Genomic DNA, 13,535 nt, shown 5'->3' with positions numbered 1-13,535 from the left:
TTCCGCAGAAGTCTAAGCCTGCGTATTAGGCCCGGCAGGGGCTAGGGGCAAGGGGGAATCAGTGCTCGGACAGGCGCAGACCGGACGGTGTGAAGGTCACGTCCATACCGCTACGCAGTTCCTCGCGAAACAGATCACCGATGGCGCGCAGGGCCTGGCGCTGGCCGCGGGCCGCAAACCGTTCGGCTGAGTTGATGCGGACCGAGTTATTGAACCCGCTCGCAGCATGCGCCCAGATCAGCGGATGCAGTTCGGTCATGTGGTCGCGGATCAGCCAGTTGGCGGCCTCGTGAATCTGCGCGCGCACCAGATCGGCCTTGTCGTTCAGGCCCCGCCCGCCCTGGATCGTGGTGGCGCAATAGGCCGACAGCATGTTGACGGTTTGCTGATCCGGGCGGCGATGCAGAATGTCGTGCAGGCCTTCCAGGAAATATTCGACGTCCAGCCGTGCGCAGGCCTCTTCATCCAATGCGATGGCGTCAAACTGTACCCATGTATACCCGCCAGCGCCCCATATATCGCAGGTGCGGGCCGCGTTGCGCAGGGCCTGGATTTCAAGCTTTTCGTAGCTGCCGAACCAGCGCGGCAGAAGATGGGTACCCATTGCCCGCATGTGGCGTTGGTTGTGTGGGTCCAGCGTGATCAGCCGTTCGTATTCTTCGGCTACGCGCAGGTCGGTTTTCCGCTGACCGGCCATCAGGGCGCAACCGGCTGCGGCCACCAATGGGCTGTCCGGCGCGGCTGCGCGGCATTTCGGCAATAGGGCCGCGGCGCGGTCGAAATGAGCGGCACAGCGCGACCGGTGCAGCGGAGGCAAGTTGGCATCCGTCGCAGTTCCGCGCCATGCCCAGGCCAGGTCGATATGCGCCAGGGCGACCACCAGAACGATCATCGGATCGTCGGGATGCGCGCGCATTTCGTCTTCCAGTTCAGAGATACCGCCCAGCAGGTCATATTCGGACAGGGCCGCCCCGTCGGACAGGGCGTGTTCGACCGCCAGAACAACATCGGACCGGGCGCCAAAGGCCAGCAAATCCGCAATAGGCATCCCGTCGGGCGCGGTCGTGCGGGATTCGTCTGCGGCGCGCATCTGTCGGGACAGTTCGGCCCAGCGGTCCTGTCTGGCCAGCGTGCGCCCAAGTTCAATGGTTTCGCGACCGATCAGGTCCTCGGCGCGGGCGCGTGCCAGCGGAATATTCAGTTGGCCCGTGTCCGGCAGACCAGCCGTTTCGGCGCAATCTGCCACGCGCATGTCCTGCGTGATATGACGGAAAGGTAAAGAAGAACGGGCATGACGTGCCCTGAAAAACCGAAACATGGTAAAACTCGAAACCAAAACAAAAAGGGTAGGCTGGCTTGAAATTTTGACTGAAATTCACCTCAAATTCAAGCTTTTTGCGGGGCGTGGGGTCTGACCCGGTGGAATGGTTCCCTTTAGGGCACAATGTTTCAGAAAACGTTGAAATGATGCCGCACGACCCGGAAACCGGCCTGTTGCAGGGTGATTTCGAGGTCTTTGTGGGGTGGTGTGGATTCGTCGGGCAGCCGAATCCGCTTGCCCGATGCCAAAACCAGAGAGACACGAACCGAGAAATCCCAGCGGGTGTCGAACCGGATATGATCGATATCCGCCAGAAGGGCCTCTCCCTCGCGGTTGCCCGTGAACCACTTTATCCGGTCGTGATCCAGCGTCATGCCTGCGCGTGTACCCCGCACGACGTCCCAAACGGCGGGCAGGGTGGACAGGGCCAGCAGCCCGACCAGCCACCATGCCGCATCGAACAGGATCAGCAAGGCTGCCAGCGCCGCGTAGACGCAGATCAGGATCAAAATCGTACGCGGCGTCCGGTTGTGGCGCGTGAAGGTAAACGGAGTCATGCGCCGAGGATACGGGTCACCATTTCCGTCGTATCCCGCGACAGGTCCGGCGTGTCGGCGATACGGGTCAGCTGGGCTCGGATCAGGGTCTGACGGTCGGCATCATAGCGTTTCCAAGTCTGGAAAGCCGTGCACATCCGCGCCGTAGTTTGCGGGTTCACCGGGTCGAGCCGGATCAACCAGTCCGCCAGCAACGCATACCCGGCCCCGTCTGCATAGTGGAAACCGGCGTGGTTCATGGCCAATGCCCCCATGACCGCGCGGAAGCGGTTGGGGTTTTTCCAGTTGAAATCGGCGTGCTCGGTCAGCGCGCGCGCAATGCCGGCTGTGGTCTCGGGGGCCGCTGTGGTCACCTGAAGGCCGAACCACTTGTCCATCACCAGCCGATCATGCTGCCACTGGTCATAGAACGTCGCCAGCTCCTGCTGGCCCGTTCCGGCCCGCAACAGGCACGACAGGGCGGTCAACTGATACGTCATGTTGTTGGCAGCCGCGTAGTCCTCGGTGGCTTTGGCGCCACCATCCAGCCGCGATGTCAGATACAGCGCGGCCCCACCAAGCACGCGTTTACCCGCCTGATCTGCATCGGGGCTGAACGGCGCTTCGATCAGGGTCTCACTATGCAGCAGGGGCAGCAGGTCCTGCACATGTTGCGCTGTCGCCTGCCGCAGGGTTTCCACAGCCCGCCAGATTGCCATCGGGTCGGGGGTTTCTCCGGCTTCGAACAGCGCCGCGGCCAGTTCGGATTGTGTCGGCAAGCCCAGCATCAGCGCGCGATAGGCCGGTTCCAGATCACCGTCGCGCAGCACGGCCAGAATGCCGTCCAGATAGTCGGTGCCGGGCGCGCTGTCTTCGCGGATCATGCGCAGCAGTGTGTCCTCGGCCAGCGACCGTCCGGCCTGCCAGCGGTTGAACGGGTCGGTGTCGTGGGCCAGCAGAAAGGCGCGCTCGGCATCCGTGTGGTCGTGCGCCAGAATGACCGGCGCGGAAAAATCGCGCAGGATCGATGCCACCGGCTTGGCGGCCAGACCGGAGAACTCAAAGCTCTGCTCGGCTTCGGTCAGTTCCAGAACCTCGGTCGCGCGGACCTCATCCCCGTTGGCGCCCAGCAGGCCGACGGCGACCGGGATCACTTGCGGCAGTTTCTCGGGCTGACCGGGGGTCGGCTCGGTGCGCTGCGACAGGGTCAGGGTGTAAGTGCCGTCCGCGTACTCCTCGGCCACGGACACGCGCGGCGTGCCTGACTGACTGTACCATCGTTTGAACTGAGTCAGATCGCGGCCCGTCGTATCCTCGAACACTTTGATCCAGTCTTCGATGGTGCAGGCCTGCCCGTCATGGCGGTCGAAATAAAGGTCCAGCGCCTGCGCATAGGCTGCATCCCCCACCAACCGTTTCAGCATCCCGATCAACTCGGCGCCTTTTTCATATACGGTGGCGGTATAGAAGTTGTTGATTTCCTGAAAGCTTTCCGGTCGGACAGGGTGCGAGAGCGGCCCGTTATCCTCGGGGAATTGCCGGGCGCGCAAGTCGATGGCGTCCTGGATGCGTTTCACCGAGGCCGAGCGCATGTCGGATGTAAACTGCGCGTCGCGGAACACGGTCAGGCCCTCTTTCAGGCACAGCTGGAACCAGTCGCGGCAGGTGATACGGTTGCCGGTCCAGTTGTGGAAATACTCATGCGCGATGATCGCCTCGATCCGTTCGAAATTGGCATCGGTCGAGGTCTCGGGGCTGGCCAGAACAGCCGACGAGTTGAAGATGTTCAGCCCCTTATTCTCCATCGCGCCCATATTGAAATCGTCCACGGCCACGATGTTGAACACGTCCAAATCGTACTCACGACCATAAACGTCCTCATCCCATTTCATCGACTTCTTCAGGGCTTCCATGCCGAAGGCGCATTTGCCCTCGTCGCCGGGGCGGACCCACAGGTTTAGCTCCACGTCGCGACCGGACATGGTGGTGAACCGGCCGGGGTGGGCGATGAGGTCTCCGGCGACCAGCGCAAACAGATAGGCCGGCTTGGGCCACGGGTCTGTCCATTCGGCCCAGCCTTCGCCCTTGCCTGTGGGGTTGCCGTTGGACAGCAGCACCGGAAGGTCGCCGTTGATGCGCACGGTGAAGGTGGACATCACATCCGGGCGGTCGGGGTAATAGGTGATCTTGCGGAATCCCTCGGCCTCACACTGGGTGCAATACATGCCGTTCGACATATACAGTCCTTCAAGCGCGGTGTTGTTGGCGGGATCGATCTCGACCACGGCCTCCCAGACAAAGGGCGCGTCGGGGGCGTTTGCTGTCAGGCCCTTGTCGGTGACCTCGGGCGAGATTTCTTTACCGTCAATGGCCGCGCGGATCAGGGTCACGTCTTCGCCATGCAGGAAAAAGGCACGGTCGGTCGCCTCGGGGTTCGGCCGGAAGGCAATGCGCGAGGTGACACGGGTGGCGTTTGCGGCCAGATCGAATGTCAGGTGTACGCTGTCCACCAGATAGCCGAACGGCGTGTAGTCTTTCAGGTAGATTGTCGTGGGGGCAGCGTCGCGCATTGGGGGCCTCGCATCAGTTGGTTCGGGCGCGACGTTAGGGGCTTCGCCAATGGGCTGCAACCGCGGCTTCACTGCCTTGTCGTTTTTGAAGCACCTTCGCGCAGGGCCGAAGGGTTCGAACGTGGCGTCGAAAGTTGCCTGTCGGGAACATTCGGCTTAAATGCAGGCGGCATACAATGGCGCACAATGGCGGAGAGACACCAAATGAGCAGCAGACAGGCACGCAGCGGACTTCAGGTTGATACGGTTCTGGCCGAGTTTATCGAAGGCAAGGCCCTGCCGGGAAGCGGTGTCACGGCTGAAACGTTCTGGGATGGTCTGTCGCGGATGGTCGCCGAGTTGGGCCCCAAGAACCGCGCTTTGCTGGCCAAGCGGGAAAAGATCCAGGGGCAGGTCGATGGCTGGCATCTGGGACGCAAGGGGCAGGCGCATGACACCGCCGCCTATCAGGCTTTCCTGCGCGAGATTGGGTATCTGGTCGATGAAGGTGCGGATTTTCAGATCGAAACCGCCAATGTCGACCCCGAGATCGCACTGATTCCCGGTCCGCAATTGGTCTTGCCGATCACCAACGCCCGTTTTGCGCTGAACGCAGCCAACGCGCGCTGGGGCAGCCTGTATGATGCGCTTTACGGCACTGACGCGATGGGCGATCTGCCCGCCGGCAAAGGCTATGACGCAGAACGTGGCGCGCGTGTTATTGCGTGGGCCAAACACCATCTTGGCTTCTTCTGCACACCAGCGATTGACGATTGGACAGGTGTTGTAGGTTTTTCCGTCGAGAAGGGGGACCTGGTCGTCACAATGGACGATGGTGAAAAAGCGTACATATATGGATCGCAAATGCATGGGGCGGGGCGTTTTGTAGGTTATAAAGGCGATCCGGCTTCGCCGTCTTCGATCTTGTTAGAGAAGAATGGCCTCCACGCTGAAGTAGTGATCGACCCGTCCAGCATTATTGGCGCGTCTGACCCTGCAGGCATCGCGGACGTACGGCTGGAATCCGCCCTGTCGACGATCATGGACTGCGAAGACTCGGTCGCTTGTGTCGATGCCGAGGACAAGGTGGTGGCCTACGACAACTGGCTGGGCTTGATGAAAGGCGATCTGACAGAAGAGGTCACCAAGGGCGGCAACACCTTCACCCGCAAATTGGCGGGTGATGTGGGTTACACCACTCCCACCGGCGACCAAGCCGTGCTGAAAGGCCGCTCGCTGATGCTGGTGCGAAATGTGGGCCACCTGATGACCAACCCAGCCGTTCTGGATGCCGAAGGCAATGAAATCGGCGAGGGCCTGATGGATGCGCTCTGCACCACCCTGATCGCAATGCATGACCTGCAGCGCGAGGGCGGAAACTCGGTCACCGGGTCGGTCTATGTGGTGAAGCCCAAGATGCACGGGCCGGAAGAGGTGGCGTTCTCGGTTGAGATTTTCGACATGGTCGAAGACATCCTCGGCCTGCCGCGCAACACCGTAAAGCTGGGCATCATGGATGAAGAACGCCGCACTTCGGTCAACCTCAAAGAATGTATCCGAGCCGCAAAATCCCGCGTGGCGTTCATCAACACCGGTTTCCTGGATCGGACCGGGGATGAGATTCACACCTCGATGGAAGCAGGCCCGATGCTGCCCAAGGGCGACATCAAGAACACGCCGTGGATTGCGTCTTATGAGGATCGTAACGTCGATATCGGTCTGGCCTGCGGTCTGAAAGGCAAGGCGCAGATCGGCAAAGGCATGTGGGCAATGCCGGACCGGATGGGGGATATGCTGGACGCCAAGATCGGCCACCCGCAATCGGGTGCCACCTGCGCCTGGGTGCCGTCGCCGACCGCCGCGACTCTGCACGCGACGCACTACCACAAGGTCGACGTTCTAGCCCGTCAGGACGAATTGGCCGCCGGTGGTGCCCGAGGCACGCTGGAGGACCTGCTGACGATACCGCTGCTGGGCGGCCGCAACCTTGGCGATGATGAGATCACGCGCGAGATCGAGAACAACGCGCAAGGCATTCTTGGCTATGTCGTGCGGTGGGTCGATCAGGGGGTGGGGTGCTCGAAAGTGCCTGATATCAATGATATCGGCCTGATGGAAGACCGCGCGACCTGCCGGATTTCGTCTCAGGCGCTGGCCAATTGGTTGCATCATGATGTTGTCTCGGAAGAACAGGTCATGGCGGCAATGCGCAAAATGGCCGTTGTGGTGGATCGCCAGAATAAAAACGATCCCGACTATTCTCCGATGGCGCCCGGCTTCGACGGCATCGCCTTTCAGGCCGCCTGCGATCTGGTGTTCAAGGGCCGTATCCAGCCCTCGGGTTATACCGAGCCGGTCCTGCACGCTCGCCGTCTGGAACTGAAAGCCAGCCTATAATCTCAACGAACGAGAGGACACATCATGGCAATTTCTCTGCGCAAAGCCCGCACGATCATTCGAAAAACACTGGAAAAAGGCCGCGAGATGGAATTGAAACCTCTGTCCGTCGTCGTTCTGGACGCAGGTGGCCACGTCATTGCGTTTGAGCGCGAAGACGGCGCGGCCCCCGGTCGTTTCGCGATTGCGCATGGCAAAGCCTATGGCTCGGTCATGCTGGGCATGGCGGGTACGGCGCAAATGCAGCGGGCCGAGGCGCAGGCCTATTTCATGGCCGCTGTGAACGGCGTTTACGGCGGCCAGGTCGTGCCAGTTCCAGGCGGCATTCTTCTGCGGGACCGCAAGGACGAGATCATCGGGGGGGTTGGTGTAACCGGAGATACCTCGGACAATGATGCGACCGCGGGAATGACCGGGATTGAGGCGGCAGGCCTGACCGGAGAAATCTGATCTCGACCGGTTGTCGCTGGCGGTTTGCGGGAAAACTTCCCGTAAAGCCATCAAAAGCATAGCTGTGGGCTGAACTTACCGTATCAATCAGAACACAGCGTGCGTGATTGAACACGTCCTTGCGCTGTCATGCAGGGCGCGTTCTGTTGCACGATTTCATTGCTGCGGATAGCTTTCCTGTTAATCAAATAAACAGCAAGGAATACGGAATGTCTCGGCCTGTCGTCGGTATCATCGGCAACTCTTACCTCATGAACGATGAATACCCGACACACGCGGGTGGTACGATGAATTCCGAGGCCGTGGCCAATGTTTCGCACTGCCTTCCACTGCTGATCCCCTCTGATCCGCGTTACGTCACGGTCGAGGAGTTGCTTGAGGTCTGCGACGGCTTCCTGCTGACCGGCGGGCGTCCGAATGTGCATCCCGAGGAATATGGCGAAGACGCCACCGAAGCGCATGGTGAGTTTGATCGTGCGCGGGATGCGATCACCCTGCCTCTGGTCCGGGCCTGTGTGGAACGCGGCCAGCCGTTCATGGGCATTTGCCGTGGGTTCCAAGAGGTCAATGTGGCGATGGGCGGGACGCTTTACCCCGAAATCCGCGACCTACCGGGCCGGATGAACCACCGGATGCCGCCGGACGGGACGCTTGAGGAAAAGTTTGCCCTGCGCCATGTGGTGTCCTTGAACGACGGTGGTGTGTTTCACCAGCTGTTCGGCGCGCCCGAGGTGATGACCAACACGCTGCACGGGCAGGGCATCAAAACCGTCGGGCAGCGCGTCGTGATCGACGGGCACGCGCCTGATGGCACGCCCGAGGCGATCTATATCAAGGATGCGCCCGGGTTTACCCTGTCGGTGCAATGGCACCCCGAGTGGGATGCCATCAATGATCCGGTTTCCCGCCCCCTTTTCGAAGCGTTCGGTGCAGCCGTACGTGCCTGGGCAACGGGATCGGACGCCGGGTTGATGCAGCAAACGGCGTGAATTTCGCGCCGGCCCGTAAGAGAGGGACCGGACCGGCGCAGCGTGATCAGACCAGCAGGTTGAACTGGTTGACCAACGGTAGGGTGCGGGCGCGTTTCCCTGTCAGGTCGAACAGAGCATTGCCAAGGGCAGGCATGGACGGTGGTGTACCCGGCTCACCCGCGCCACCCATGTGGCGGTTTGTTTCCAGTACACGCACTTCGACCTGCGGCGCGGTGTGCATACGCAGCGCGTCATAGTCGGGGAAGTTGAATTGCTCGACCTCGCCCTCGGCAAAGGTGATCTCGCCGTAGCAGGCTGCCGACAGACCGTACATCATGCCGCCGAACATCTGCGCCTTGACGTTTTCGGGGTCCAGAGCCAGCCCCATGTCGCAGGCGATCCACGCCTTGTTGATGCGGATGGTACCGTCTTCGTCGACCACTTCGATCACCTGAGCGACCGGGGTGCCGAAGCTGTAGGTGAAGGCCACGCCGCGCCCGACGCCATCTGGTGTCTGACCTGTCCAGCCCGACATTTCCTTTACAGCTTCCAGGCAGCCCGCCGAAGGCGCGTGCTCGGATTTCATCAGGTCCAACCGGAATTCCAGCGGGTCCTGACCGGCGGCGTGCGCCATCTCATCCATGAAGGTTTCATGGAAGAACCCGTTATGGCTGTTGCCGACCGAGCGCCAGAACCCCACGGGGACGTCCAGCTTGGCGATGTGACCGCTCATCCGGTAGTTCGGCACCGCGTAGGGTTGGTTGAAAAAGCCTTCGACCAGCACTTTGTCGGGACCTGCGCCGGGCATTCCGGTATACCGCGTCACCGCCTGCTGGGTGCAGGATTGCGCCGCCACCTTGCCGTCGATCAGAACCGCCTTGCCGTTCTGCACCGCGCCGCGCATCCGGGCGATGGCGCCGGGGCGGAAGTAGTCATGGCGCATGTCCTCTTCGCGGCTCCACGTGGTCTGGACCGGGGTGCCGGGCATCGCCATGGCGACCTTGGTGGCGATCTCGCCAAAGTCCAACTCACCGCGTCGGCCAAAGCCGCCGCCCAGATAGGTGGTGTGGATTTGAACGGCTTCGGTGTCGAGGCCAGCAGTGTTCGCCACACGGAAGCGGATCAGGGTCGGGGCCTGATTGCCGCACCACAGTTCCAGCGCGTCGCCGGTATAAAGCGCGGTGGCGTTCATCGGCTCCATCGTGGCGTGAGCCAGATAGGGCAGGCGATACTCTGCCGTGATCTCGGTCGCGCTCTCGGGCGTCACGTCGACATCGCCGTCGTCGCGCATGGTCGAATTCGGGGCCTCGTCGAACGCGTCGGCAATCTTGGCAAAGATACCGTCCGTGTCGGGCGGGTAGGGGGCGTCACCCCAATCCACGTCGATGGCTTCAACCGCCTGATTGGCCAGCCATGTATTGTTGGCGATCACCGCAACGCCGGTGCCCAGATCGACAATCTTCTCGACCCCCGGCATGGACTGTGCAGTGCTGTCGTCGAAACCGTTCATTGCACCGCCCAGTTTGGGGTTCATGCGCACGGCAGCAAATTTCATGCCCGGCAGGCGGACATCGACGCCAAATTCAGCCGTCCCGGTCACCTTTTCGACCATATCCAGACGCGGCTGGGTCTGGCCCAGATAGCGCCACTCGGACGGACCACGCAAAGGCGCTTCGATCGGCTCAAGCTTTGCAACGTCAATGGCCAGCTCGGTATAGGGAATCTGGTCCCCGTTCGGGGCAATGACGTGGCCCGAGGCGGTTTTCAGTTCGCTGCGATCAACGCCTAACCGATCCGCCGCGGCCTGTTTCAACGTCTCGCGGGCCGAAGCTCCGGCCTGGCGCATCCGCTCGAATCCGTCTTTCATCGAGGTCGATCCACCGGTGACCTGAAGGCTCAGCGCCTTGCCAAGCACACCCAGCGCCTCGCCCAGATTGTGCTGGAAGTCCGAGATGTCATAGCCCTTGTTGGGCAGGCTTTCCCCCATCAGGGCCGAGTTGTAGTAGGCCGCTGCCGCCGGGCCGTGCAGGACGGTGATCTGGTCCAGATCGACGTCCAGTTCCTCGGCAATCAGCGCAGCCCAAGTGGTTTTGACGCCCTGTCCCATCTCGGCACGGGGAGCGAAGAGGGTCACGCCGTTCTGGTCGATCAGAACAAACGGGCTTAGCGCCGCCTGACCCTCGCCGGGTTTCAGCGGGTTTGCGGCGGGGCGGCCCACGTAATAGGCGCCGAACGCTACGCCGCCGACAATCGCGGCGGACCCTATCAGGAAGGTGCGACGCAGGATTTTTCCAACAGAAGCCATCGGTTACGCCTCCTTCAGTTTGCCAGCCGCGTCATGGATCGCGGCGCGGATACGGGGGTAGGTGCCACAGCGGCACAGGTTACCTTGCATGGCTTCGTCAATTTCGGCGTCCGAGGGGGCGGGGCTTTCCGCCAACAGCGCAGCGGCCTGCATGATCTGGCCTGACTGGCAGTAGCCGCACTGCGCCACCTGATGATCGACCCAGGCTTGTTGCAGCGCGTTCATCGCGTCGGGCGAGCCGATGCCTTCGATCGTGGTTACATCGCCCCAGACATCCGACAGCGTCACCTGGCAGGATCGCACAGCCTCGCCATCGATATGTACGGTGCAAGCTCCGCAGGCGGCCACGCCGCAGCCAAACTTGGTTCCGGTCAGGCCGACCTCATCCCGCAATACCCAAAGCAGGGGGACGTCATCGGGCAGGTCAACCTGATGTTGTTTTCCATTGATCTTCAGGGCGGTCGCCATGGCGCACCTCGTCTAGCTGTGGCTGGTTCCGTGACATAATTGGCGTAAAGTGTCAGTGTGTCAATTGACAAAATGAACAAAAAATGTCACCAGTTCAAGCATGACGGAAACAGTTGACGATTCACGGCAAAAGGCGATCCTGAATTCCGCTTTTCAGGCCTTTGCTACTTATGGATTTCGAAAAACCTCGATGGATGACATAGCGCGTGGCGCGGGAGTGTCCCGGCCAGCCGTGTATCTGCACTTCAAGAACAAAGAGGCGATCGTCAGCAAATTGACCGAGGTTTACTATGCCGAGAAAAGCGCGGCAGTGGCCGAGGCTCTGGCGACTCCGGGGGCGGTGCCGGATGTCCTGACACGGGCGATACGCGCGCAGACTGCCGGGATGGCGGCGATACTGGCCTCGCCTCACGGGCTTGAGATGCTGGACAATACCAAATCCATGGCGGCCGAGGTCATCTCGGAAGGAGAGGCTAGGATGGCGGGCCTTTACGCCGAATGGTTGACGCAACAGGCGCAAGCCGGACGGGTGCGCCTGTTGGCCGAAGCGGCCGAGACCGGCCGGACGATCACAGCCACGCTCAAGGGGCTCAAGCTGATCGGGGCCGGGGCCGAGGTCTATGAACAGCAGGTGGCGCAGGTTGCGGCGCTGATCGGCGCGGGGCTTGAGGTCAGGTAACCCGCTGCCGTACCTTGTACTCCGGGGTATCCCACAAACGGTTCTGCATGATGTCGGTCAGGATTTCGACCGCACCTTCCACATCCTGTTCGTCGATGTAAAGCGGCGTGAAGCCGAACCGCATGATATCGGGTGACCGGAAATCTCCGATCACGCCGCGGGCGATCAGGGCCTGCATCGCGGCATATCCGTCGGAAAACCGGAACGAGACCTGACTGCCGCGCTTGTTCGGATCACGCGGGCTGGCCAGTTGCAGCTCGGGGCAGGTGGCCTCGACGCGGGCGATGAACAGCTCGGTCAGGTCGATGGACTTGGCGCGCACATCCGCCATGTCTGCCATGTCCCAGATATCCATCGCTGCCGACAAAGCGGTCATCTGGATGATTGGAGGGGTGCCGACCCGCATCCTCTCGATTCCGCTGCCGGGGCGGTAGTCCAGATCAAAGGCAAAGGGGGCTTCATGCCCCAGCCAGCCGGACAGGGCGGGGCGCACACGGTCAGCCACACGAGGCGCGACGTAGATGAAGGCAGGCGCGCCGGGGCCGCCATTGAGGTACTTGTACGTGCAGCCCACCGCGAAATCGGCATTGCAACCGGACAGGTCCACCGGGATAGCACCTGCCGAATGGGCCAGATCCCACACAGTCACCGCCCCATTGGCATGGGCCAGTTCGGTCAGCGCCTTCATGTCGTGCATCCGTCCGCTGCGGTAGTCGACCTCGGTCAGCATCAGAACGGCGACGTCTTCGGTGATGTGGGCGGCCACGTCCTCGGGCGCGACAACACGCAAGTCGTAATCCGGCCCAAGCGAGCGCAACAGGCCATCCACCATATACAGGTCCGAGGGGAAGTTGCCGCTGTCCGACAGCACAACCTTGCGGTCCGGGCTCAGTTCAAGGGCCGAGGCTACGGCCTGATACACTTTGATCGACAGCGTGTCGCCGGTCACGACCGTACCGGGCTCGGCGCCGATCAACCGACCGATGCGGTCGCCCAGCCCGGTCGGCAGCGCCATCCACCCGGCCTTGTTCCAGCCGGTGATCAGCATCTGACCCCATTCGTTGACCAGCATGTCATTCACCCGATCGCTGGCGGCACGCGGCAGCGGGCCCAGCGAGTTGCCGTCAAGGTAAATGACGCCCTCGGGCAGATCGAACATGGCTTTGGTCGCGGCAAAATCTGTCATTTGAGGCTCATCAATTTGTGTCACGGTTCGGCAGTTGTCTTCGGCCTATCCGATCCGCAATTGCCTGTCCATTGATGCGACATACTGAGCTTTTGCCAATCTGTTCCGAAAGCGATAGGAAAGCGCTCAGAAGCGACACATCTTTACGCATCGTCAATTGCGGGGAATGAACATGCGCCGGATCGACATACCGCCTGTCTGGCTTGTTGGGTTTGCTGTGCTGGCCTGGCTGCAGGCGCGCCATTTGTCGCTGGGGCTGTCTCTGGACAGCGGCCTGACAGACCTGCTGAGCGGCATCCTGATCGGAGGCGGTATCCTGTTCGCGGTTCTGGCAATTGTCGAATTCCGCCGACACAAGACAACGGTCATTCCGCATGAAACGCCCTCGTCTTTGGTGCAAACGGGCATCTACACCCGCAGCCGCAATCCGATCTACGTGGGTGATGTCCTGATCCTTGCCGGTCTGGTTCTGCGGTTCGATGCGGTGCTGTCTCTGGTTTTGGTTCCTGTCTTCGTATGGGTGCTGGAACGCCGCTTTATACTGCCCGAAGAAGACCGCCTGCGCCGTACGTTTCGCGCGGACTTCGCCCGGTATGAACGTAAGACCCGTCGGTGGATTTAGAATGACCAGGGTCATGACACCACGTAACGATTGCTGCGCTTGCGAAACAAT

The 13,535-nt window shown here is 61.4% G+C and carries 11 protein-coding genes; 5 read left to right on the top strand and 6 right to left on the bottom strand.

The features are described 5' to 3' along the window. Positions 1–58 precede the first annotated feature (58 nt). From ACR0DO_RS02940 to pepN, 3 genes are all read right to left on the bottom strand, one after another. A complete protein-coding gene (locus ACR0DO_RS02940; RefSeq protein ID WP_480556622.1) occupies positions 59–1,252 on the bottom strand; it encodes a hypothetical protein in 1,194 nt (397 codons plus the stop codon). A 197-nt stretch (positions 1,253–1,449) separates the two neighbouring features. Then, on the bottom strand, positions 1,450–1,878 hold the full coding sequence (locus ACR0DO_RS02935) for a hypothetical protein (protein WP_480556620.1): 429 nt from the start codon (positions 1,876–1,878) through the stop codon (positions 1,450–1,452). Next, positions 1,875–4,427 carry an aminopeptidase N gene (gene pepN / locus ACR0DO_RS02930; protein WP_480556618.1) on the bottom strand — a complete coding sequence of 851 codons (2,553 nt, stop codon included), beginning with the start codon at positions 4,425–4,427 and terminating at the stop codon, positions 1,875–1,877. Before pepN ends, ACR0DO_RS02935 begins: the two co-directional genes overlap by 4 nt. A 204-nt stretch (positions 4,428–4,631) precedes the next feature. Between pepN and ACR0DO_RS02925 the strand changes: the two genes are divergently transcribed. The 3 genes from ACR0DO_RS02925 (at position 4,632) to ACR0DO_RS02915 (ending at position 8,242) form a co-directional block, all read left to right on the top strand. Further along, positions 4,632–6,803, top strand: a complete 2,172-nt coding sequence (locus tag ACR0DO_RS02925) for a malate synthase G (RefSeq protein WP_480556616.1) — start codon at positions 4,632–4,634, stop codon at positions 6,801–6,803. A 24-nt stretch (positions 6,804–6,827) separates the two neighbouring features. Further along, positions 6,828–7,253 carry a GlcG/HbpS family heme-binding protein gene (locus ACR0DO_RS02920; RefSeq protein ID WP_480556614.1) on the top strand — a complete coding sequence of 142 codons (426 nt, stop codon included), beginning with the start codon at positions 6,828–6,830 and terminating at the stop codon, positions 7,251–7,253. Between the two features lie 209 nt (positions 7,254–7,462). Further along, positions 7,463–8,242 carry a gamma-glutamyl-gamma-aminobutyrate hydrolase family protein gene (locus tag ACR0DO_RS02915; RefSeq protein ID WP_480556612.1) on the top strand — a complete coding sequence of 260 codons (780 nt, stop codon included), beginning with the start codon at positions 7,463–7,465 and terminating at the stop codon, positions 8,240–8,242. Between the two features lie 46 nt (positions 8,243–8,288). On the opposite strand, the gene ACR0DO_RS02910 is transcribed toward ACR0DO_RS02915, so the two are convergent. Together ACR0DO_RS02910 and ACR0DO_RS02905 are read right to left on the bottom strand one after the other, a co-directional pair. Beyond that, positions 8,289–10,529 carry a xanthine dehydrogenase family protein molybdopterin-binding subunit gene (locus tag ACR0DO_RS02910; RefSeq protein WP_480556611.1) on the bottom strand — a complete coding sequence of 747 codons (2,241 nt, stop codon included), beginning with the start codon at positions 10,527–10,529 and terminating at the stop codon, positions 8,289–8,291. A 3-nt stretch (positions 10,530–10,532) separates the two neighbouring features. After that, positions 10,533–10,997, bottom strand: coding sequence for a (2Fe-2S)-binding protein (locus tag ACR0DO_RS02905; RefSeq protein WP_480556609.1), 465 nt, complete (start codon positions 10,995–10,997; stop codon positions 10,533–10,535). 100 nt (positions 10,998–11,097) lie between these two features. Here ACR0DO_RS02905 and ACR0DO_RS02900 point away from each other — a divergent pair, with 100 nt between their 5' ends. Further along, entirely contained in the window at positions 11,098–11,676 is a 579-nt protein-coding gene (locus ACR0DO_RS02900) for a TetR/AcrR family transcriptional regulator (RefSeq protein ID WP_480556607.1), read from the top strand. On the opposite strand, the gene kynU is transcribed toward ACR0DO_RS02900, so the two are convergent. Then, positions 11,669–12,862 carry a kynureninase gene (gene kynU / locus ACR0DO_RS02895; protein ID WP_480556605.1) on the bottom strand — a complete coding sequence of 398 codons (1,194 nt, stop codon included), beginning with the start codon at positions 12,860–12,862 and terminating at the stop codon, positions 11,669–11,671. The genes ACR0DO_RS02900 and kynU overlap by 8 nt on opposite strands. A 172-nt stretch (positions 12,863–13,034) precedes the next feature. Between kynU and ACR0DO_RS02890 the strand changes: the two genes are divergently transcribed. Beyond that, positions 13,035–13,484 carry a methyltransferase family protein gene (locus ACR0DO_RS02890; RefSeq protein ID WP_170441286.1) on the top strand — a complete coding sequence of 150 codons (450 nt, stop codon included), beginning with the start codon at positions 13,035–13,037 and terminating at the stop codon, positions 13,482–13,484. Positions 13,485–13,535: the final 51 nt, after the last annotated feature.

This window comes from Ruegeria sp. AM9 (genome assembly GCF_056540565.1).
This window is presented reverse-complemented; position numbering and strand designations above follow the sequence as displayed.